At 71.9% G+C, this 20,109-nt stretch carries 26 protein-coding genes; 17 read left to right on the plus strand and 9 right to left on the minus strand.

Annotated elements, in window-relative coordinates:
* From hisD to VFO68_RS06195, 5 genes are all read left to right on the plus strand, one after another.
* Positions 1–1,158 (plus strand): histidinol dehydrogenase (hisD, locus tag VFO68_RS06175; RefSeq protein WP_325157184.1); only part of this gene is annotated, 1,158 nt, incomplete at its 5' end.
* Complete coding sequence (locus VFO68_RS06180) at positions 1,155–2,249, plus strand: histidinol-phosphate transaminase (protein ID WP_325157185.1); 1,095 nt, start codon at positions 1,155–1,157, stop codon at positions 2,247–2,249. The genes hisD and VFO68_RS06180, both read left to right, overlap by 4 nt.
* Complete coding sequence (gene hisB / locus VFO68_RS06185) at positions 2,246–2,845, plus strand: imidazoleglycerol-phosphate dehydratase HisB (RefSeq protein ID WP_325157186.1); 600 nt, start codon at positions 2,246–2,248, stop codon at positions 2,843–2,845. The genes VFO68_RS06180 and hisB overlap by 4 nt, the downstream gene beginning before the upstream one ends.
* A gap of 94 nt (positions 2,846–2,939) precedes the next feature.
* Positions 2,940–3,896, plus strand: a complete 957-nt coding sequence (locus tag VFO68_RS06190; RefSeq protein WP_325157187.1) for a serine hydrolase — start codon at positions 2,940–2,942, stop codon at positions 3,894–3,896.
* Between the two features lie 10 nt (positions 3,897–3,906).
* Entirely contained in the window at positions 3,907–4,065 is a 159-nt protein-coding gene (locus tag VFO68_RS06195; protein WP_325157188.1) for a hypothetical protein, read from the plus strand.
* Positions 4,066–4,075: 10 nt separating this feature from the next.
* On the opposite strand, the gene soxR is transcribed toward VFO68_RS06195, so the two are convergent.
* The gene (gene soxR, locus VFO68_RS06200) at positions 4,076–4,543 is read right to left on the minus strand and encodes a redox-sensitive transcriptional activator SoxR (protein WP_325157189.1); all 468 of its coding nucleotides are present in this window, start codon (positions 4,541–4,543) and stop codon (positions 4,076–4,078) included.
* 60 nt (positions 4,544–4,603) lie between these two features.
* Here soxR and hisH point away from each other — a divergent pair, with 60 nt between their 5' ends.
* The 4 genes from hisH (at position 4,604) to priA (ending at position 7,120) form a co-directional block, all read left to right on the plus strand.
* A complete protein-coding gene (hisH, locus tag VFO68_RS06205; RefSeq protein WP_325157208.1) occupies positions 4,604–5,227 on the plus strand; it encodes an imidazole glycerol phosphate synthase subunit HisH in 624 nt (207 codons plus the stop codon).
* A gap of 132 nt (positions 5,228–5,359) precedes the next feature.
* A complete protein-coding gene (locus tag VFO68_RS06210) occupies positions 5,360–6,238 on the plus strand; it encodes a helix-turn-helix transcriptional regulator (RefSeq protein ID WP_325157190.1) in 879 nt (292 codons plus the stop codon).
* Positions 6,216–6,383, plus strand: coding sequence for a DUF397 domain-containing protein (locus tag VFO68_RS06215; RefSeq protein ID WP_325157191.1), 168 nt, complete (start codon positions 6,216–6,218; stop codon positions 6,381–6,383). The genes VFO68_RS06210 and VFO68_RS06215 overlap by 23 nt, the downstream gene beginning before the upstream one ends.
* Positions 6,380–7,120 carry a bifunctional 1-(5-phosphoribosyl)-5-((5-phosphoribosylamino)methylideneamino)imidazole-4-carboxamide isomerase/phosphoribosylanthranilate isomerase PriA gene (gene priA / locus VFO68_RS06220; RefSeq protein ID WP_325157192.1) on the plus strand — a complete coding sequence of 247 codons (741 nt, stop codon included), beginning with the start codon at positions 6,380–6,382 and terminating at the stop codon, positions 7,118–7,120. The genes VFO68_RS06215 and priA overlap by 4 nt, the downstream gene beginning before the upstream one ends.
* A gap of 14 nt (positions 7,121–7,134) precedes the next feature.
* On the opposite strand, the gene VFO68_RS06225 is transcribed toward priA, so the two are convergent.
* From VFO68_RS06225 to VFO68_RS06240, 4 genes are read right to left on the minus strand one after another with little or no spacing between them, the layout of a single operon-like run.
* Positions 7,135–7,518 (minus strand): PPOX class F420-dependent oxidoreductase, encoded by a 384-nt coding sequence (locus tag VFO68_RS06225; RefSeq protein ID WP_325157193.1) that lies wholly within the window; start codon positions 7,516–7,518, stop codon positions 7,135–7,137.
* 41 nt (positions 7,519–7,559) lie between these two features.
* Positions 7,560–8,294, minus strand: coding sequence for an ABC transporter permease (locus VFO68_RS06230; RefSeq protein WP_325157194.1), 735 nt, complete (start codon positions 8,292–8,294; stop codon positions 7,560–7,562).
* On the minus strand, positions 8,291–9,013 hold the full coding sequence (locus VFO68_RS06235; RefSeq protein WP_325157195.1) for an ABC transporter ATP-binding protein: 723 nt from the start codon (positions 9,011–9,013) through the stop codon (positions 8,291–8,293). Before VFO68_RS06235 ends, VFO68_RS06230 begins: the two co-directional genes overlap by 4 nt.
* Positions 9,014–9,046: 33 nt before the next feature.
* A complete protein-coding gene (locus tag VFO68_RS06240; RefSeq protein WP_325157196.1) occupies positions 9,047–9,622 on the minus strand; it encodes a TetR family transcriptional regulator in 576 nt (191 codons plus the stop codon).
* Between the two features lie 35 nt (positions 9,623–9,657).
* Here VFO68_RS06240 and hisF point away from each other — a divergent pair, with 35 nt between their 5' ends.
* Positions 9,658–10,422 (plus strand): imidazole glycerol phosphate synthase subunit HisF, encoded by a 765-nt coding sequence (gene hisF / locus VFO68_RS06245; RefSeq protein WP_325157197.1) that lies wholly within the window; start codon positions 9,658–9,660, stop codon positions 10,420–10,422.
* On the plus strand, positions 10,413–10,748 hold the full coding sequence (gene hisI, locus VFO68_RS06250) for a phosphoribosyl-AMP cyclohydrolase (protein ID WP_325157198.1): 336 nt from the start codon (positions 10,413–10,415) through the stop codon (positions 10,746–10,748). Before hisF ends, hisI begins: the two co-directional genes overlap by 10 nt.
* On the opposite strand, the gene VFO68_RS06255 is transcribed toward hisI, so the two are convergent.
* Complete coding sequence (locus VFO68_RS06255; protein WP_325157199.1) at positions 10,745–11,368, minus strand: TetR family transcriptional regulator; 624 nt, start codon at positions 11,366–11,368, stop codon at positions 10,745–10,747. The genes hisI and VFO68_RS06255 overlap by 4 nt on opposite strands.
* Positions 11,369–11,478: 110 nt before the next feature.
* Here VFO68_RS06255 and VFO68_RS06260 point away from each other — a divergent pair, with 110 nt between their 5' ends.
* The 6 genes from VFO68_RS06260 to lgt all read left to right on the plus strand — a co-directional run bounded on the left by VFO68_RS06260 (position 11,479) and on the right by lgt (position 17,556).
* A complete protein-coding gene (locus VFO68_RS06260; RefSeq protein WP_325157209.1) occupies positions 11,479–13,011 on the plus strand; it encodes an anthranilate synthase component I in 1,533 nt (510 codons plus the stop codon).
* 1 nt (position 13,012) lies between these two features.
* The gene (locus VFO68_RS06265) at positions 13,013–13,525 is read left to right on the plus strand and encodes a Trp biosynthesis-associated membrane protein (RefSeq protein WP_325157200.1); all 513 of its coding nucleotides are present in this window, start codon (positions 13,013–13,015) and stop codon (positions 13,523–13,525) included.
* Positions 13,526–13,595: 70 nt separating this feature from the next.
* Entirely contained in the window at positions 13,596–14,405 is an 810-nt protein-coding gene (trpC, locus tag VFO68_RS06270) for an indole-3-glycerol phosphate synthase TrpC (RefSeq protein WP_325157201.1), read from the plus strand.
* Positions 14,384–15,637, plus strand: coding sequence for a tryptophan synthase subunit beta (gene trpB / locus VFO68_RS06275; RefSeq protein WP_325157202.1), 1,254 nt, complete (start codon positions 14,384–14,386; stop codon positions 15,635–15,637). Before trpC ends, trpB begins: the two co-directional genes overlap by 22 nt.
* A 1-nt stretch (position 15,638) precedes the next feature.
* On the plus strand, positions 15,639–16,463 hold the full coding sequence (gene trpA / locus VFO68_RS06280) for a tryptophan synthase subunit alpha (RefSeq protein ID WP_325157203.1): 825 nt from the start codon (positions 15,639–15,641) through the stop codon (positions 16,461–16,463).
* Between the two features lie 22 nt (positions 16,464–16,485).
* Entirely contained in the window at positions 16,486–17,556 is a 1,071-nt protein-coding gene (gene lgt, locus VFO68_RS06285) for a prolipoprotein diacylglyceryl transferase (RefSeq protein ID WP_325157204.1), read from the plus strand.
* Here lgt and VFO68_RS06290 read toward each other — a convergent pair.
* The 3 genes from VFO68_RS06290 to VFO68_RS06300 form a co-directional block, all read right to left on the minus strand.
* Positions 17,553–18,620: a diacylglycerol kinase gene (locus VFO68_RS06290; protein WP_325157205.1), complete on the minus strand. Its 1,068-nt coding sequence runs from the start codon at positions 18,618–18,620 to the stop codon at positions 17,553–17,555. The genes lgt and VFO68_RS06290 overlap by 4 nt on opposite strands.
* Positions 18,617–19,408: an SDR family oxidoreductase gene (locus tag VFO68_RS06295; RefSeq protein ID WP_325157206.1), complete on the minus strand. Its 792-nt coding sequence runs from the start codon at positions 19,406–19,408 to the stop codon at positions 18,617–18,619. Before VFO68_RS06295 ends, VFO68_RS06290 begins: the two co-directional genes overlap by 4 nt.
* A gap of 20 nt (positions 19,409–19,428) precedes the next feature.
* A partial coding sequence (locus tag VFO68_RS06300) for an ABC transporter ATP-binding protein (protein ID WP_325157207.1) occupies positions 19,429–20,109 on the minus strand: 681 nt, incomplete at its 5' end.

Raw genomic sequence — 20,109 nt, forward strand, 5'->3', positions numbered from 1 at the left:
ACCGAGCGGTTCGACCGGGTGCGCCCGGAGACGGTGCGGGTGCCGGCGCAGCGGCTGACCGACGCGCTGCGCGAGTTGGACCCGGCCGTGCGGGACGCGCTCGAGGAGTCGATCGCCCGGGCCCGGGCGGTGCACGCCGACCAGCGCCGCACCGACGTCACCACGCAGGTGGTGCCGGGCGGGACGGTCACCGAGCGGTGGGTGCCGGTGGGCCGGGTCGGGCTGTACGCGCCGGGTGGCCTGGCCGTCTACCCGTCCAGTGTGATCATGAACGTGGTTCCGGCGCAGCTTGCCGGGGTGGAGTCGCTGGTGGTGTGCTCGCCGCCGCAGGCCGAGTACGGCGGCCTGCCGCATCCGACGATCATCGCCGCGGCGGCTCTGCTCGGGGTGGCCGAGGTGTGGGCGGTCGGCGGCGCGCAGGCGGTGGCCCTGCTGGCCTACGGCGGGGTGGACACCGACGGCGCCGAACTGGTGCCGGTGGACATGGTGACCGGGCCTGGAAACGTCTACCTCACCGCGGCCAAACGGTTGCTGCGCGGCATGATCGGGATCGACTCGGAGGCCGGGCCGACCGAGATCGCCGTGCTGGCCGACACCACCGCGGACCCGGTGCACGTCGCCGCGGACCTGATCAGCCAGGCCGAGCACGACACGCTGGCGGCGAGCGTGCTGGTCACCGACTCGGTGGAGCTGGCCGACGCGGTGGACGCCGAGCTGGCGAGCCAGGTCGTCGCCACCAAGCACCACGAGCGGATCGCCACCGCGCTGCGCGGCAAGCAGTCCGGCTGCGTCCTGGTGTCCACTGTGGACGACGGGCTGCGGGTGGTGAACGCCTACGCCGCCGAGCACCTGGAGATCCAGACCGCGGCCCCGCGCGAGGTGGCGGCCCGGGTGCGCAACGCCGGGGCGATCTTCGTCGGTCCGCACGCGCCGGTCTCGCTCGGCGACTACTGCGCGGGCTCCAACCACGTGCTGCCCACCGGCGGCTGCGCCCGGCACTCCTCGGGCCTTTCGGTGCAGACCTTCCTGCGCGGCATCCATGTCGTGGACTACAGCGAGGACGCGCTGCGCGCGGTGGCCGACCAGGTGGTCGCGCTGGCCACCGCCGAGGACCTACCCGCACACGGGCAGGCCGTGACGGCGAGATTCCGCGCATGATCGGCGAGGAGATCGGGCTCGCCGACCTGCCGCTGCGGACCGACCTGCGCGGCCGCACCCCGTACGGCGCGCCGCAGATCGACGTGCCGGTTCGGCTCAACACCAACGAGAACCCCTACCCGCCGCCGCCGGCGCTGGTCGCCGACGTGGCTGCCGCGGCCCGGGAGGTGGCCGCGACCCTGCACCGGTACCCGGACCGCGACGCGGTCGCACTGCGCACCGACCTGGCCGGCTACCTGGCCGGCACGACCGGGGTGCCGCTGGAGTCGGGGAACCTGTGGGCGGCCAACGGTTCCAACGAGATCCTGCAGCAGGTCCTGCAGGCGTTCGGCGGTCCGGGCCGGGTCGCGCTGGGCTTCGAACCGTCCTACTCGATGCACCCGATCATCGCCGCTGGCACCCGCACCGAGTGGGCGCCGACCCCGCGCCGGGACGACTTCACCGTGGACACCGCGAAAGCGGCCCGGATCGTCGCCGAGCACGCGCCCGACGTGGTGTTCCTGACCAGCCCGAACAACCCGACCGGCGGTTCGATCCCGGTGGCCGAACTGCGCGAGGTGGTCCGCGCCGCGCCGGCCCTGGTGGTGATCGACGAGGCGTACGCGGAGTTCTCCGGCCGGCCCAGCGCCGTGCACCTGCTCGCCGAGTTCCCGGCCAAGGTGATCGTCACCCGGACCATGAGCAAGGCGTTCGCGTTCGCCGGCGGCCGGCTGGGCTATCTCGCCGCCGCGCCGGCCATCGTGGCCGCGCTGCTGCTGGTTCGGTTGCCCTACCATCTGTCCACGCTCACCCAGGCGGCGGCGCGGGCCGCGCTGCGGCACGCGGAGGAGACGCTGCGCTCGGTCGCGGCGCTGGCCGCGGAGCGGGACCGCGTGGTGGACTCGTTACGCGGCATGGGATACCGGCCGGTGCCCAGCGACGCGAACTTCGTCCTGTTCGGACACTTCGGCGATGCCAAGGCCGCCTGGCAGGCGTACCTGGACCGTGGTGTGCTGATCAGGGACGTGGGTATCCCGAACCATCTGCGGGTCACCATCGGCACCCCGGCCGAGAACGACGCGTTCCTGAAAGCGAGCAAGGAGATTTCGTGAGCCGTATCGGCAGGGTGGAGCGGATCACCAAGGAGTCCAAGGTCACCGTCGAGATCAACCTCGACGGCACCGGCACGGCCGACGTGTCCACCGGGGTTCCGTTCTACGACCACATGCTCACCTCCTTCGGCGTGCACGGGGCGTTCGACCTGACCGTGGCGGCCACCGGGGACATCGAGGTGGACGCGCACCACACGGTCGAGGACGTGGCGATCGTGCTGGGCGAGGCGATCCGCTCGGCGCTGGGCGACAAGAAGGGCATCCGGCGGTTCGGCGACGCCTGGATCCCGATGGACGAGACGCTCGCGCACGCCACGGTCGACGTGTCCGGCCGGCCGTACTGCGTGCTCACCGGCGAGCCGGAGTCACTGGTGGGCTTCGTGGTCGGCGGCAACTACCCGACCGTGCTGAACCGGCACGTGTTCGAGTCGCTGGCCTTCCACGCGCAGATCGCCCTGCACCTTCGGGTCCTGCACGGCCGGGATCCGCACCACATCACCGAGGCGCAGTACAAGGCGGTGGCCAGGGCGATGCGGGCGGCGGTGGAGGCGGACCCGCGGCTGGGCGGAATTCCGTCCACGAAAGGTGTCCTGTGATGGCAACCTTTGCCGGCGATAGATCGTCTTCGAGGGTATGGGGTTCAATCGCAGGCAGGTAATCGGAGTAGGGGCGGCCGCAGCTGCCGGGACGATGCTGGGTCAGGGGCCGGCGGTGGCCGCCGACGACGCTGACACCGCGGGCCCGCCGGCCACGCCCGAGGCGGCGCGCAGGCGGATCGCGCGGGTGTACGACCGGGAGACCGCCCGGGCCGGCGGCACCTGGTCGTCGATGATCAGTGTCACGGACGGGACGGCGGTCTCGGCCGGTGCGGACACCGTGGTCGAGGCGTACAGCGTGAACAAGATCGCGGTGGCCACGGCGGTGCTGGACAAGGTCGACCGCGGGCTGCTCACCCTGGACCAGCGGGTCGAGGTGCCGGCCTCGATCGTCATCCAGGACACCGACGGGGTGTTCGCGCTGGACCGGGCCTATCCCAGTTCGGTGACGCTGGGCCATGTGATGTCGCTGCTGCTCACCGTCTCGGACAACACGTGCGTGCGGCTGTGCGGGCTGGTCTGCCCGGCGCTGGAGCTCAACGAGATCCTGCGGGCGAAGGGGTTCGTGCAGACCCAGGTGGTGCCGGTGGCCAACCCGAACCGGTTCTTCCTCGGCCGCACCACACCGAACGAGACGCACACGCTGCTGCGGATGCTGGTCGGCGGGACGCTGCTGTCCCCGGCGTCCACGGACTACCTGCTGAACGTGCTGCGCTCGCTGAGTGCGTTCACCGACGGCGTGCGGCTGGAGCTGACCTCGGCGGAGCGGCTGCGGGTGGCCACCAAGGCCGGCTGGTTCGCCGACGGCCGCAACGAGGCCGGGGTGATCTTCGACGCGGCCGGCGCGCCGGTGGTGACGTACGCGATGTTCGCCGCCGGCACGTTCAGCGGGGACCCGGCGGTCAACGCGGACAACTACAGCGCCACCCATCCGGCGTTGCGGGCCCGGGCCAAGCTGGGCCGGACCATGATGGACGCGGTCGCCCGGCTGTCCACCCCGGCCGCGCGCACCTTCGGGGCCAAGGCGTACCGGCCGGTCAACGGGGGCTAGTTTGCTCGGTGTGTCCTCGGAGATCGTCGCCATCCTGCTGCTCGGACTCGCCGGCTTCCTGCTCGGCGGCGTCTACGCGAACTGGAAGAAGGCCCGCGGCCTGGCGATCGCCCTGCTGGTCTGCGCCGTCCTGGCCGCAGGCGGCGCCGTAGCCTGGCTCACCTCCTGACCCCCGCGAGTCAGGTGGGGAGGCCGCCTTCCGCGACGGGTTTGAGCAGGGGCGCGCCGGGGCCGAACCGGGCGAGGCGGTCGTCCAGGTTGATCAGGGTGCAGGTCTTCAGCGACAGGCAGCCGCAGCCGATGCAGCCGGTGAGCCGCTCGCGCAGGCGGTGCAGGGCGTCGATGCGGGCGTCCAGTTCGGCGCGCCAGAGTTGGGACAGCCGGGCCCAGTCCGCCTTGGTCGGGGTGCGCTGGTCAGGCAGCGTTGCCAGGGCGTCGCGGATCTCCTCCAGGCTGAGGCCGACCCGCTGCGCGGTGCGGATGAACGCCAGCCGGCGCAGCACGGCGCGCGGGTAGCGGCGCTGGTTGCCGGTGGTGCGCTCGGACGCCACCAGGCCGCGCTCCTCGTAGAACCGCAGCGCGGTATGGGGGACGCCGCTGCGCTGCACCACCTCTCCGATAGTCAGCATGTCCGGCAGCTTCGGCACTCGGCCGACCCTACCCTCGACCTCGACCATGGTCGAAGTTAGCCTGGGCGCGTGGCACGAGTGGTGATCCTGGACTACGGATCGGGCAACCTGCGGTCGGCGGAGCGCGCCCTGCGCCGGGTGGGCGCCGAGGTCGAGGTGACGGCCGACTGGCAGGCCGCGCTGGACTGCGACGGCCTGGTGGTGCCGGGGGTCGGCGCGTTCGCGGCGGTGATGAGCGGCCTGCTCGGCGTGCGCGGCGACCGGATCATCGGCAAGCGGCTCGCCGGAAACCGGCCGGTGCTGGGCATCTGCGTGGGCATGCAGGTGCTGTTCGAGCGCGGGATCGAGCACGGCGTGCAGACCGAGGGCTGCGGCGAGTGGCCCGGCACGGTGGACCGGCTGGCGGCCGAGATCGTGCCGCACATGGGCTGGAACACGGTCCGCGCGCCCGAGGGCTCCGTGCTGTTCGACGGAATCGGCGAGCAGACCCGGTTCTACTTCGTGCACTCCTACGCGGCGCGCACGTGGGAGCTGGAGGTCTACCCGCCGTTCCCGCAGCCGAAGGTGACCTGGGCCGACCACGGCGGCGAGTTCGTCGCCGCGGTGGAGAACGGTCCGTTGTCGGCCACCCAGTTCCACCCGGAGAAGTCCGGTGACGCGGGCGCGGAGCTGCTGCGGAACTGGCTGGGCAGCCTCGCCTGAATCGTAAGGAATTCCCGAGACGTGCTCGCTCGATGTCCCCTTCGGACCGGCGGACGATTGTCCACATTGCTGTCAACCCGCCAACTGCGGGACAAATTGCTTGCGCGGGGGACAAACGCTTAGCTACCCGGCATGCGAGATCAGGCCACTGTACGCAGCCGGGAACTGGGCGAGGGGCTGCGCCTCGTGATGGAGCGCGCCGGTCTCAACGGTCGCGCGGCGGCGATGCGGCTGGGCTGGTCGGACAGCAAGGTGTCCCGGCTGCTGACCGGCCTGCGCGGCGGCTCCGAAGTGGATGTCTCGGCGTTCCTGGCCGTGTGCGGCGTCAAGGGCAAGGAACGGCAACGCCTGATGGGACTGTGCCGCGAGCAGCACACCCCGGGTTGGTTCCAGCAGCACGGCTCGCGCCTTCCGCAGCAGGTGCGGACCCTGGTCGACCACGAGAACAAGGCCAGTTCGATCAGGGTGTTCCAGCACACGCTGATCCCGGGGCTGCTGCAAACCGGTGAATACGCGCGGGCGCTGTTCCGCGAGGCCGGCCGGATTCCGCACAGCGAGATCGACGACCGGGTCGCGGCGCGACTCGCGCGCAAGAACCTGTTCAGTCGCGACCATCCACCCACATTCGTGTTTTTTGTCCATGAGTTCGTCTTTCGCTTGCCGGTGGGCGGCGCGGAAGTGATGTCTGATCAATTGCACGAGCTGCTGCGAATGTCGGTTCGTCCTAATCTCACCCTGCGGGTCGTACCTGCCGAGATCGGCGCGCACGCCGCAACTTCCGGCCACTTCACCCTCATGGAGTTCGCCGACTTCAAACCTGTCGTCTATCTGGACAGTGAGACGTCCAGTCTGTTCCTGGAACAGCCGGAGGAGATACTCGCATATAAGGAAATCCTGGCCGCGCTGGGGGAAACCGCGTTGTCTGAGCGACAATCGAGAGACCTGATTGCCGGTATGGCAACCGAGCTCTACGCGGATCGAGACGGCCATGATCGCCTGGCGGAAAAGTAGCTTCAGTACCAATGGTGGCGACTGCGTCGAGGTAGGGCGACCCGGACAACGGGCCCTCGTGCGAGATTCCAAGAACATCCAAGGCGGCAACATCGAGTTCCCGGTGACCGGGTGGCGAGCCTTTGTCGCTAACCTGCAGCGGTGACGTTCTACCTTCTCCCTGCCGTCGATGTGGCTGACGGCAAGGCGGTTCGGCTGGTCCAGGGCGCGGCCGGCACCGAGACCGACTACGGCGACCCACTGCAGGCCGCGCTGGCCTGGCAGTCCGCCGGCGCGGACTGGGTCCATCTGGTTGATCTCGACGCCGCGTTCGGGCGCGGCAGCAACCGTGCGCTGCTGGCCGACGTGGTCGGCCGGCTCGATGTCCGGGTCGAACTGTCCGGCGGGATCCGCGATGACGAGTCGCTGGCCGCCGCGCTGTCCACCGGGTGCGCCCGGGTCAACCTCGGTACCGCGGCGCTCGAGGACCCGGCGTGGTGCGCCCGGGCGATCGCCGAGCACGGCGAGCAGGTCGCGGTCGGTCTGGATGTCCGGATCGACGAGTCGGGCGCGCATCGCCTGGCCGCGCGCGGCTGGACCCGGGACGGCGGTGACCTGTGGGAGACCCTGGACCGGCTGGACCGGGACGGCTGCGCGCGGTACGTGCTGACCGACGTCAGCCGGGACGGCACGCTGACCGGCCCGAACTACGGCCTGCTGGCCGAGTTCTGCGCGCGCACCGACGCCCCGGTGATCGCCTCCGGCGGAGTGTCCACAGTCGACGACCTGGTCCGGCTCGCCGGCATGGCCGACGCCGGTGTCGAAGGCGCGATCGTGGGCAAGGCCCTCTACACCGGGAACTTCACCCTCGAGGCGGCACTGGCGGCCACCCGGCCGGCCTGATCGCGACCAGGTTGTCAGCCGTCCAGTGTGATGGCGATCCCCACGCTGCCGTCCCGGCCGCGCCGGATCAGGCTGCCGGTCAGGGTGACCCAGCCGAGCACCCCGTACTTCGACTTCATGAGTCGTCTGGTCCGGTCGGTGCCGGCGGAGTCGAGCACTCGCGCGTGCCCCTTCACCACCGGTCCACTGGGGTTGCCGCGGAAGTCGCAGGCCGCGACCTCGACCTCCCCGCTGCGCCGGATCCGCTTCACCTTCCCGGCCTTGGTCGCCGACCAGACGATCAGCTCGTCCCCGTCCCGCGCCACCCACACCGGCGTCGGCACCGCCCGCCCGTCCCGCCGAAAGGTCGTGACCAACACGTACTTCCCGGCCGCCAGCCGATCGACCTCAGATGCCATACCCGCAGGCTAGCCCCACCCCGCTGAGATTCCTGAGGCCGTCAGGGGGTGCGGCGGCGGAGGGTGGCGGCGCCGAGGACGAGGGCGGCGACGGCACAGGCGGCGACGATGAGGAGGTTGACGACGAGGGTGGAGTCGATCTCGGCGGAGTTCGTCACGTGGGTGAGGGCGTCCACGGCGTAGGACAGCGGCATCAGGTCGGACAGGGCGTTGAGCAGCCAGCCCATCGACTCGCGCGGCACGAACAGGCCGCAGAGCAGGATCTGGGGCAGGACGAACAGCGGCATGAACTGGATGGCCTGGAACTCCGAGGTGGCGAAGGCGCTGACGAACAGGCCGAGCGCCATGCCGAGGAGGGCGTCGAGGACGGCGATCAGCAGCAGCGTCCACAGCGCACCGGCGATGTCCAGGCCGAGCCAGGTCAGGCAGATGGTGGCCGCCACGGTCACCTGGACGACGGCGACCAGGCCGAACGCCAGGGCGTAGCCGAACAGCAGGTCCAGCTTGCCGATCGGCATGGTCATCAGGCGTTCCAGGGTGGCCGTGGTGCGCTCGCGCAGGGTCGTCACCGAGGTGACCAGGAACATGATCAGGAACGGGAACACGCCCAGCAGCGCCGGCGCGAAGTGCGAGAACAGCGTCTGGCTGTTGAGCACGTAGCGGAGCAGCACCATCAGCAGCGACGGGACGAGCACCAGCATCGCGACCGTGCGGTGGTCGTGCCGGAGTTGGGTCAGGATCCGGCGGGACGTGGCCAGGGTGAACGCGACGCTCATGATCCCACCGCCTGGGTCCGGACCAGGTGCAGGAACGCCTGTTCCAGGTCCTGCAACCCGGTGGCGCCGCGCAGCCCCTCGGGGCTGTCGTCGGCGAGCAGCCGGCCCTCGCGCAGCAGCAGCAACCGCTCGCACCGGGCGGCCTCGTCCATCACGTGGCTGGACACCAGCAGGGTCACTCCGCCGGCGGCGAGCCGGTGGAACATCGCCCAGAGGTCGTCGCGCAGCACCGGGTCCAGCCCGACGGTCGGCTCGTCGAGCACCAGCAGTTCCGGGGCGCCGAGCAGGGCGACCGCGAGGTTGGCCCGGCTGCGCTGCCCGCCGGACAGCTGCGCGACCACCTGGTCCGCGTGGTCGGCCAGGTCGACCTCGTTGATCACCCGCCGCACGTCGTCCGCGGGCGCGCGCAGGACCGAGGCGAAGTAGCGCAGGTTCTCGGTGACGGTGAGGTCGGCGTAGATCGACGGACTCTGTGTGGCGTAACCGATCCGCCTGCGCAGCGCCGGGCTGCCGGCGGGTTCGCCGAGCACGGTGACCGATCCGCCGGCCACGATCTGCACGCCGACGATGGCGCGCATCAACGTCGTCTTGCCACAGCCGCTCGGCCCGATCAGACCGGCGACCTGACCGGTGGGCACGGTGAAGCCGACCGAGCGCAGGACCTCGCGGCCGCCGCGGCGGACCTCGAGTCCCTCCACCACGATGGACGAATTAGTCATGTGTTTAATTCTGCGCCCGCTGAGTTTCCCGCGTCAAGACGGATCGAGGTAACGCTGGAGCACCGGCGCCACCATGGCCACGATCTCCTCCTCGTCCGCGGAGGCGATCGGCTCGACGCCGACGATGTGGCGCACCATCGCGATGCCCATGACCTGCGCGACCATCCCGGTCAGGCGCAGCTTCGGAATGTCCAGCGCCTCGGCCAGCCGGGTCAGCATCACCCGCTCGATGAACTGGCGCAGCATCATCGCCGCCCGCTCGTTGGTGGACACCGACCGCACCAGCGCCAGGAACGACGCCCGGCTGTCCGGCTCGCGCCACAGCTCGAGGAACATCCGCAGCAGCCGCTGCGCGGTCTCCTCCCGCGGGCCGTCGGTCAGCCGGGCCACCACCGCGCCCGGATCGATCGGCAGGTTCAGCGCGGCGACGAACACCCGGTCCTTGGTGCCGAAGAAATGGTGCACCAGGGCGGGATTGACCCCCGCCTCGGCCGCGATCCCCCGGATCGTGGTGCCGTCGTAGCCGCGTTCGCCGAACAGCCGGCGCGCGGCCGCGAGGATGTCCTCGCGGGTCTCCGTCTGACCGGGCCGGCGGCCTGTGCGCGCCATGCAACCCAGTATCGCCACACCGTAGGCTCGGCGGCATGTCAGTAGCGGTTCGGGTGATCCCGTGTCTCGACGTCGACGCGGGCCGGGTGGTCAAGGGGGTCAACTTCGCCGACCTCGTCGACGCCGGCGATCCGGTCGAACTGGCCGCCGCGTACGACGCCGAGGGCGCCGACGAGTTGACCTTCCTGGACGTCACCGCCTCCTCCTCGGACCGGGCGACCACCTACGACGTGGTACGCCGCACGGCGGAGCAGGTGTTCATCCCGCTCACGGTCGGTGGGGGAATCCGCGCGGTGTCCGATGTGGACCGTCTGCTGCGGGCCGGCGCGGACAAGGTCAGCATCAACACCGCGGCGATCGAACGGCCCGAACTGTTACGCGAGGCGGCGGAGCGGTTCGGCTCGCAGTGCGTCGTGCTGTCGGTGGACGCGCGCCGGGTGCCCGGCGGGGAGTGGTTCGAGGTGACCACGCACGGCGGCCGGCGGGGGACCGGGATCGACGCGGTCGGCTGGGCGGCGCGCGGACAGGAACTGGGCGTCGGCGAGATCCTGCTCAACTCGATGGACGCCGACGGCACCAAGGCCGGGTTCGACCTCGAACTGATCGAACTGGTGCGGGCGGCGGTGGACGTGCCGGTGGTGGCCAGCGGCGGCGCGGGCGCGCTCGAGCATTTCGCCCCGGCGGTCTCGGCCGGCGCCGACGCGGTGCTCGCCGCCAGTGTGTTCCACTTTGGACAGTTGCGGATCGGCGACGTCAAGCTGGCGCTGCGCAACGCCGGGGTGGAGGTCCGGTGGCCCTAGCCCCGGAGTTGGCGGGTCGCCTGCGGCGCAACGCCGACGGGCTGGTCTGCGCGGTGGCCCAGCAGCGCGGCACCGGCGAGGTGCTGATGGTGGCCTGGATGAACGACGAGGCGCTGGACCTGACCCTGACCACCCGCCGGGCCACGTACTTCTCCCGCAGCCGGGGCCGGCTCTGGGTCAAGGGGGAGACCTCCGGCCACACCCAGCACGTGCACGAGGTCCGGCTCGACTGCGACGGCGACACCGTGCTGCTGGTGGTCGACCAGACCGGCCCGGCCTGCCACACCGGCACCCGCACCTGCTTCGACGACGGCCTGGTCGGTTAGCCGAGGTTTCCGGTGAGGTAGCGCTGCACGTTGGGGGCCACGGCGGCGACCACCTGCTCGACGTCGGCCGAGGCCAGCGGCTCGAACCGGACCACGTACCGCGCCATGCCCAGGCCCACGATCTGCGAACCGACCAGGCTGCCCCGGAAGTGGGCCTGGTCCGGGGCCGCCTGGTTGGCGATCCGGGTGAAGACCTCCTTGACGAAGAAGTCGTTCAACAGGTGCGCGGCCTGCTCGTGGCTGGAGACGCTGCGCACCAGGGCGGTGAAGTGCCCGCCGCCGGTGGCGTCCCAGGTGGTCACGAAGGTGCGCACGATGCGCTCGCCCAGCGCGTCGGCGGGTCCCTCGGCCAGCCGCGTGAACAGGTCGGCCGGGTCGAAGGGCAGTTGCAGCACGGCCTTGACGAACAGGCCCTCCTTGCTGCCGAACCAGTGGTTCACCATGGCCGCGTCGACCCCGGCCCGGGTGGCGATCGCGCGGACCGTCGCGCCGTCGTAGCCCTGCTCGGAGAACACCTGCCGGGCCGCGTCGAGCAGCGCGGTCCGGGTGTCCGTGCCTCCCGGCCGCCGGCCACGCCGCCGGGACGGCCGGCCCTCGGTCTGGTCAACCGTGTCGGTCATCGATCCATCATGGACCCATATGCAAGTTTTTTCAACGTGCCATGAATTTACGACAGTGAGTCGCGAGAGGTCGAGAAGCACCGCACGGCAGAATTGGCGCCATGGTGAGCATGCTCGATGTGTCGGCCGGCCCGGTGACCGGAATGGGCGCGATCTCTCCGACCCGCGAGGAGTTCCACCAACTCGCCGCGGATCGCCGCGTCATCCCCGTGGTGCGCCGGCTGCTCGCCGACGCCGAGACCCCGGTGGGGGTGTACCGCAAGCTGGCCGAGGGCCGGCCCGGCACCTTCCTGTTCGAGTCCGCCGAGAACGGCCGGTCCTGGTCGCGCTGGTCGTTCGTGGGCGTGCACAGCCCGGCGGCGCTCACCGCGGACGGCGGCGCGGCCCGCTGGACCGGCACCACCCCGGTCGGCCTGCCCACCGACGGCGACCCGCTGGTCGTGCTCCGCGAGACCGTCCGGCTGCTGCACACCGACCCGCTGCCCGGGCTGCCCCCGCTCACCGGCGGCATGGTCGGCTACATCGGCTACGACGCGGTCCGCCGCCTGGAACGGCTGCCCCAGCGCACCGAGGACGACCTGCGGCTGCCCGAGCTGGTCATGCTGTTCGCCACCGACCTGGCCGCGCTGGACCACCACGAGGGCACCATCACGCTGATCGCCAACGCGGTGAACTGGGACGACACCCCGCAGCGGGTCGACGCCGCCTACGACGACGCGGTGCGCCGGCTCGGCGTGATGACCGACCGGCTGCAGACCCCGGCCGCGCCCACCGCCGCCGCCTTCGCCCGGCCCCGGCCGGAGTACCGGCGGCGCCGCGACCGGGACGAGTTCTGCGCCGCGGTGCGCACCGCCAAGGAGGCCATCCGGGCCGGTGAGGCGTTCCAGGTGGTGCTCTCCCAGCGGTTCGAGATGTCCACCGACGCCGACCCGCTGGACATCTACCGGGTGCTGCGGGCCACCAACCCCAGCCCGTACATGTACCTGCTGCGGCTGGACGGCTTCGACATCGTGGGCTCCAGCCCGGAGTCACTGGTCACGGTGCGGGACGGCCGGGCCACCACCCACCCCATCGCCGGCACGAGATGGCGCAGCGCCGACCCCGAGGAGGACGCGCTGCTGGAGAAGGACCTGCTGGTCGACGAGAAGGAGCGGGCCGAGCACCTGATGCTGGTCGACCTCGGCCGCAACGACCTGGGCCGGGTGTGCCAGCCGGGCACCGTGACCGTCGTCGACTTCTTCCGGGTCGAGCGGTACAGCCACGTGATGCACATCGTCTCCACCGTGACCGGCGAGCTGGCGGCGGGCAAGACCGCGTTCGACGCCGTGGCCGCCTGCTTCCCGGCCGGCACGCTGTCCGGCGCGCCCAAGCCGCGGGCCATGGAGCTGATCGAGGAGCTGGAGCCGACCCGGCGCGGCCTCTACGGCGGCGTGGTCGGCTACCTGGACTTCGCCGGGGACGGCGACACGGCCATCGCCATCCGCACCGCGCTGGTCCGCGACGGGGTCGCCTACGTGCAGGCCGGCGCCGGCATCGTGGCCGACTCCGACCCGGTCGCCGAGGACACCGAGTGCGTCAACAAGGCCGGTGCGGTGCTGGCCGCCATCGCCACCGCCGGCACCATGCGACCGGCGGGCGGCTGAGATGTCCCGCCGTCCACTGTGGATCGCCGGAGCCGGGCTGCCGCTCGCGGCGCTGGCGCTGTGGGCCTCCTCCCGGCTGGCCTGGTCCACCGGGACGCGGCAGGTGCCCGGCACCGGCGCGACCACGACGGTCACCCGGACCGGCGCCGAGGTCGCGCCCCTGGTCGGGCTCGCCCTGCTGGCCCTGGCCGGGCTCGCCGCCGCCGTCGCGCTCGGCGGCTGGCCGCGCCGGGTGGTCGGCGGGGTGCTCATGGCCGGCGGGGTCACCGCGATGTCCTACGCGATCGGCTACACCGATCCGGCCGGCGCGTTCCTGGCCGGCCGGTGGCTGGCCGTGGCGGGCGGGGTGCTGCTGCTCCTGGCCGGAGCGGTGCTCGCGCTGCGGCCGGGAGGGCTTCCCCGGCTGGGCGCGCGGTACCGGGCGCCCGGAGCCACCCGCGAACCGGACAACGTGGACGGGGACATGTGGCAGGCCTTGTCTGTGGGTAAGGATCCGACTACCGAGGAACATTGACCCGGACCCGGTGCGGAACCGCCTCATAGCACGGGGTTAGCATCCATGCGGCGGGAAGGGGCAAGGGCCTGTGAGTGTTCTCGAGTCGATTATCGAAGGCGTGCGGGAGGATCTGGCCGCGCGCGAGGCGGCTCTTCCCTTCGACGCCCTCAAGGAGCTTGCCGCGAAGGCGCCCCCGGCGAGGGACGCCATCTCAGCCCTGCGGGCCGCCGACATCGGGGTCATCGCCGAGGTCAAGCGGCGTAGCCCGTCCCGGGGTGAGCTGGCTCCGATCGCCGACCCGGCCGCGCTGGCCAAGGACTACGCGGCGGCCGGCGCGCGGGTCATCAGCGTGCTGACCGAGGGCCGCCGGTTCGGCGGTTCGCTCGCCGATTTAGACGCCGTTCGCGCGGTGGTGGACATTCCCTTGTTGCGCAAGGACTTCATCGTCAGTCCCTACCAGGTGCACGAGGCCCGGCTGCACGGCGCCGACCTGGTGCTGCTCATCGTGGCAGCGCTCGAGCAGAACGCCCTGATCGCGCTGCTGGACCGGGTGGAGTCGCTGGGGATGACCGCGCTGGTCGAGGTGCACACGGCCGAGGAGGCCGACCGCGCGCTGGAGGCCGGCGCGAAGGCGATCGGGGTCAACGCGCGTGACCTGCACACCCTCGAGGTGGACCGGGACGTGTTCGGCCGGATCGCCCCCGGCCTGCCGATGGACGTGGTCAAGGTGGCCGAGTCCGGAGTGCGCGGCCCCGGCGACCTGATGGCCTACGCCGGCGCCGGCGCGGACGCCGTGCTGGTCGGCGAGGGCCTGGTGGCCACCGACGACCCGAAGGCCGCCCTGGTCCAGCTGGTCACCGCGGGATCGCACCCGGCATGCCCGAGGCCGAGCCGGTGAGCCGGCCGTCCGGAGCGCCGGACCCGGACGAGCCTTCGTCCGAGCACGGCCCGGACGAGCAGGGGCACTTCGGCCCCTACGGCGGCCGGTTCCTGCCGGAGGCGCTGATCGGCGCCCTGGACGAGCTGTCCGCCGAGTACGACAAGGCACGGATCGACCCGGAGTTCACCGGCGAGCTGGACCGGCTGCTGCGCGGCTATGCCGGCCGCCCGTCGCTGCTGACCGAGGCGCCGCGGTTCGCCGAGCACGCCGGCGGGGTCCGGATCTTCCTCAAGCGCGAGGACCTCAACCACACCGGCTCACACAAGATCAACAATGTCCTGGGCCAGGCGCTGCTGGCCAAGCGGATGGGCAAGAAGCGGATCATCGCCGAGACCGGCGCCGGCCAGCACGGCGTGGCCACCGCCACCGCGTGCGCGCTGATGGGCCTGGACTGCGTGGTCTACATGGGCGAGGTGGACACCGAGCGGCAGGCGCTGAACGTGGCCCGGATGCGGTTGCTCGGCGCCGAGGTCATCCCGGTGAAGACCGGGTCCCGCACGCTCAAGGACGCGATCAACGAGGCGCTGCGTGACTGGGTCACCAACGTGGACTCCACCCACTACCTGCTCGGCACCGCGGCCGGCGGGCACCCGTTCCCGGTGCTGGTGCGCAACTTCCACCGGGTCATCGGGATCGAGGCCCGGGAGCAGGTCCTCGAACAGGCCGGCCGGCTGCCGGACGTGGTCGCGGCCTGCGTCGGCGGCGGCTCGAACGCCATCGGCATCTTCCACGGCTTCCTCGACGACCCCGCCGTGCGGCTGGTCGGGTTCGAGCCCGGCGGGCACGGCATCGAGTCCGGCGAACACGGCGCCACGCTGTCCGAGGGCAGCCCCGGCGTGCTGCACGGCGCGCGGTCCTACCTGCTGCAGGACGAGGACGGGCAGACCATCGAGGCGTACTCGATCTCGGCCGGGCTGGACTACCCCGGCGTCGGCCCGGAGCACGCCTGGCTGAAGGACACCGGCCGGGCCGAGTACCACCCGGTGACCGACGCCGAGGCCATGGCGGCCTTCCGGCTGCTGTCCCGGACCGAGGGGATCATCCCGGCCATCGAGTCCGCGCACGCACTGGCCGGGGTGCTGCGGCTGGGCCCCGAACTGGGGCCGGACGGGCTGATCGTGGTGTGCCTGTCCGGGCGCGGGGACAAGGACATGGACACCGCCGCCACGTACTTCGGCTTCAAGGACTGACATGGGCGCGTTGGATCCGCTGTTCGCCGCCACCCGGGCCGAGGGGCGCGCCGCCCTGGTCGGGTACCTGCCGGCCGGCTACCCGTCGGTGGACGAGTCCATCACGCTGCTGCGTTCGATGGTGGCGGCCGGCGCGGACCTGGTCGAGGTCGGGGTGCCGTACTCGGACCCGGTGATGGACGGCCCGACCATCCAGGCCGCCGCCGACGCCGCGCTGCGCGGCGGGTTCCGGCTGCGGGACGTGTTCCGGGTGGTCGAGGGCGTGTCCTCGGCCGGCGGCCGGGCCGTCGTGATGACCTACTGGAACCCCGTGCACCGCTACGGGGTGTCCGCCTTCGCCCGGGACCTGGCCGCGGCCGGCGGGCTCGGACTGATCACCCCGGACCTGGTGCCGGACGAGGCGGACGACTGGCTGGCGGCCTCGGACGAGCACGGACTGGAGCGGATCTTCCTGCTCGCGCCGTCGTCGAGCGAGGAGCGGATCGTGCGGACCGTCGCGGCCACGACCGGGTTCGTCTACGCGGCCGCGGTGATGGGGGTGACCGGGGCGCGGGCGACGGTCGGCAGCGCCGCCGCCGGGCTGGTCGAGCGCACCCGGGTGCACACCGACCTGCCGATCGGGGTGGGGCTCGGGGTGCGCTCCGGCGACCAGGCGGCCGAACTCGCCGGGTTCGCCGACGCGGTGATCGTGGGCTCGGCGCTGGTGTCGCGGGCGGCGGACGGTGTCGACGCGGTCCGCTCGCTCACCACCGAGTTGGCGGCCGGTGTCCGGCGGCCCGCCGTGGGCGCCCCGGTGTCGGCGAACCCCGGTCGCCGGGGGGCTTGAGTCGCCCATTACGGTGAGCGCCGTGGTGAGTGCCTCCAGTGTGTTCCTGGCCAGCTTTCCCAGCCCCGACCGTGGGGTCTGGCACCTCGGACCGATCCCGATCCGCGCCTACGCGCTGTGCATCATCGCCGGCATCATCGTGGCGATCTGGTGGGGCGAGCGCCGGTTCGTCGCGCGCGGCGGGCAGCCGGGGACCGTCATCGACGTCGCGGTGTTCGCCGTGCCGTTCGGCCTGGTCGGCGGCCGGCTCTACCACGTGGCGACCGACTACGACCGGTACTTCGGGCCGGGCAAGGACCCGCTGGACGCGCTGCGGATCTGGGACGGCGGGTTAGGCATCTGGGGGGCGATCGCGCTCGGCGGGGTCGGCGCGTGGATCGGCTGCCGGCGGCGCAAGGTGCCGCTGCCCGCGTTCGCCGACGCCGTGGCGCCGGGCATCGCGGTCGCGCAGGCCATCGGACGGCTCGGCAACTACTTCAACCAGGAACTCTACGGCGGCGACACCACCCTGCCGTGGGGTCTGGAGATCTACCGCCGGGTCAACGAGCAGGGCTTCGACGACCCGCTGGGCGGGGTGGCGGTCAACAACATCCCGGAACGCATCGTCCACCCCACGTTCCTCTACGAACTGCTGTGGGACCTCGCCGTGGCCGCCCTGGTCGTCTGGGCCGACCGGCGCTACCGCCTGGGCCACGGCCGCGCGTTCGCGCTGTACGTCGCCGGCTACACCGCCGGCCGCACCTGGATCGAACTGATGCGCACCGACCCCGCCCGCGAGGTGTTCGGCCTGCGCATCAACGTCTGGGTCTCGATCGTCGTGTTCCTCGGCGCCGTCGCCTACCTCATCTGGGCCAAGCGCCTCGGCCCGCGCGAGGATCTCGCCGCCCTCACCGCCCCGAAGGACGCCGACACCACTGAAGCGGAACCCGCCGACTCCGAAGCGGAACCGGCCGAGGACGCCACCGACGATGCCGAGGTCGATGTCGAGGACGAGCCGGCTCCCGCCGAAGCGGCTGAGGAGCCCGCCAACGTCCCCGCCGGCAAGCCCGACGACCCCGACGAGGAACCCGCCAAGGAAGACCCCAAGCCCTAGCGGACCAGCCCCTTTGCGGTGACGAGCGGAAGGTCCAGCGCGGTGAGCAGGCCCGGGGGTGCGGCGACCACGGCCGGGATGGCGTTGACCAGGCGCATGGCGGTGGCCTTGAGCCCGGCGGTGTTGTGGTCGCCGTCGGTGGCGAGCAGTTGCAGGTCGAGGGTGTAGTTGGGTTCGCCGGTGATCTCGACCCGGTAGCAGCCCGCGCCGGCGGGTTGGGGCCAGTCGGGAGCGAGGTCGGGGTGCAGGCGGGTGACGTGCTCCAGGACGCAGACGGCCCGGGTGCCGACCATGCCGCGCACCTCGAAGCGCAGCGCGGCGGCGGTGCCGGTCTCGATGGTGCCGGCGGCGGCCGGGATCGGGAACGGGGCGGGCAGGCGCTCGTAGGACTGCTCCACCGCGTCCAGCTCCACGCCGAGGCCCGCCGCGAGCTGGCGCACCACGCTGCCCCAGGCCAGCGTCAGCACGCCGGGTTGGAGCAGTAACGGCTTGTCCGTCAAGGGTTTGCCGAAACCCATGATGTCGAACAGGACCTTGGCGTTGTCGTAGGTGCTGTAGTCCAGGATCTCCAGGCAGCGGACCTGCTCGATCCGTTGGCACACCGAGGTGAGCACCAGGGGCAGCCAGTCGTTGGCGAAACCGGGATCGACGCCGTTGACCCACAGCGACGCCCCGCCCGCCCGGGCCGCGGCGTGCAGCGGTTCCAGTGCCTCATCCGGCACGATCCCTTGCGGGAACTGGAGGAAGACCGGCGAACTGGACACCACGTTGATGCCGGCGCGCAGGAACCGGGTGAGGTCCTCGATCGCCTCGGTCAGCCGGTCGTCGGCCATCGCGGTGTAGACCACGCAGTCCGGCCGCAGGGCGAGCAGCCCGTCGGCGTCACCGGTCGCGACGACCCCGAGATCGCGGCCCAACCCGGCCAGCTCGCCGGCATCCCGGCCGATCTTGTCCGAAGTGGACACCCAGACGCCGGCCAGGTCGAGGTCGGGCCGCGCGTCGATGCCGGCGATCGCGTGCCGGCCGACGTTTCCGGTGCTCCACTGCACCACCCGGTAGGTCATGAGAGGTCCGGGAGGCCGAGGTCGAGGTTGGGCGCCTGGGTGCCGCCATCCACCTCGAGCACCTTGCCGGTGACGAAACCGCCTGCGGGCGCGGCGAGGAACAGCGCGGTGGCGGCGACCTCCTCGGCGGATCCGATGCGCCGCAACGGGGTCGCCTGTTCCATCCGGCCCCGGATCTCGTCGCTGGTGAGCACGATGGACAACGCCGAGGTGGCCACCGAGCCGACCGCGATCGCGTTCACCCGGATCCGCGGCGCCAGGTCGAACGCCGCCAGTTCGGTGAAGTGTGCGAGCGCGGCCTTCGCGGTGCCGTAGGCGAGGAATCCCCGCCCGCTGACCCGGCCCATGACCGAGGAGATGTTCACCACCGCACCGCCGCCGTGCTCGAGCATGATCGGCACCGCGGCCCGGGTGAGCACGTGCGCCGTGCCCACGTTGAACCGGAACGCCTCTTCCAGGAACTCGGCGTCGGTTTCCAGGAACGGCCGGGGATACGTGCCGCCGACGTTGTTGATCACGATGTCCAGCCGGCCGAACTCGTCCCGCGCCGCCGGAGCCAGTGCCGCCGCGGCGTCGAGATCGGACAGATCGGCCGGCACCACCAGCGCCCGCCGCCCGGCCTCGCCGACCCGCTTGGCGACGTCGGCGAGATCGCTCTCGGTCCGGGCGGAGATCACCACATCCGCGCCCGCCTCGGCCAGCGCGAGCGCCGTCGCCGCCCCGATGCCCCGCCCCGCGCCCGTCACCACGGCGACCTTTCCGGTCAACCGGAACAGATCCAGGATCATGGTGGGAAACGTAACAGGTTCTAATTCGCTCCGGGAGAGGTCCGCGACGGCGCGACCACCAACTGCCCGCGCGCGGTGTGCAGCACCTCCACCTCGGCGGCGTAGTGCCGGCCGACCGTCGCGCTGGTGAGCACCTCGGCGGGCGTGCCGGCGGCCACCACCCGGCCGCCGTCGAGCAGCAGCAGCCGGTCGGCGTACTGGGCGGCGAAGGTCAGGTCGTGCAGCGTGCTCACCACGGTGGTGCCGTCCTCGGCGCGCAGCCGGTCGACCAGGTCGAGCAGGGCCTGGGCGTGGCCGATGTCCAGCCCCGTGGTCGGTTCGTCGAGCAGCAGCAGTCCGGCCTGCTGGGCCAGCACCCGGGCCAGCACCGCGCGCTGCCGTTCGCCGCCGGACAGCGTGCGCAGCAGCCGGCCGGCCAGTGCGGACAGGTCGAGCCGGGCCAGCACCTGCTCGACGATGGCCAGGTCCCCGCGGCCCTCGCGGGCCAGTGGGCCGAGGTGCGGGGTGCGGCCGAGCAGCACGTAGTCGGTGACCGAAAGCCCGTCCGGCAGCACCGGAATCTGTGGGGCGTAACCGATCCGGCGAGCCCGCTCGCGATCGCGCAGCGCGCTGGCCGGAGCCTCGTCGAGCAGGATCTCGCCGGTGCTGGCCACCAGCCCGGCGATCGCCTTGAGCAGCGTGGACTTTCCGGCCCCGTTCGG

Origin of the sequence: Actinophytocola sp., from assembly GCF_035712165.1 — a bacterium.
Lineage (GTDB): Bacteria > Actinomycetota > Actinomycetes > Mycobacteriales > Pseudonocardiaceae > DASYTH01.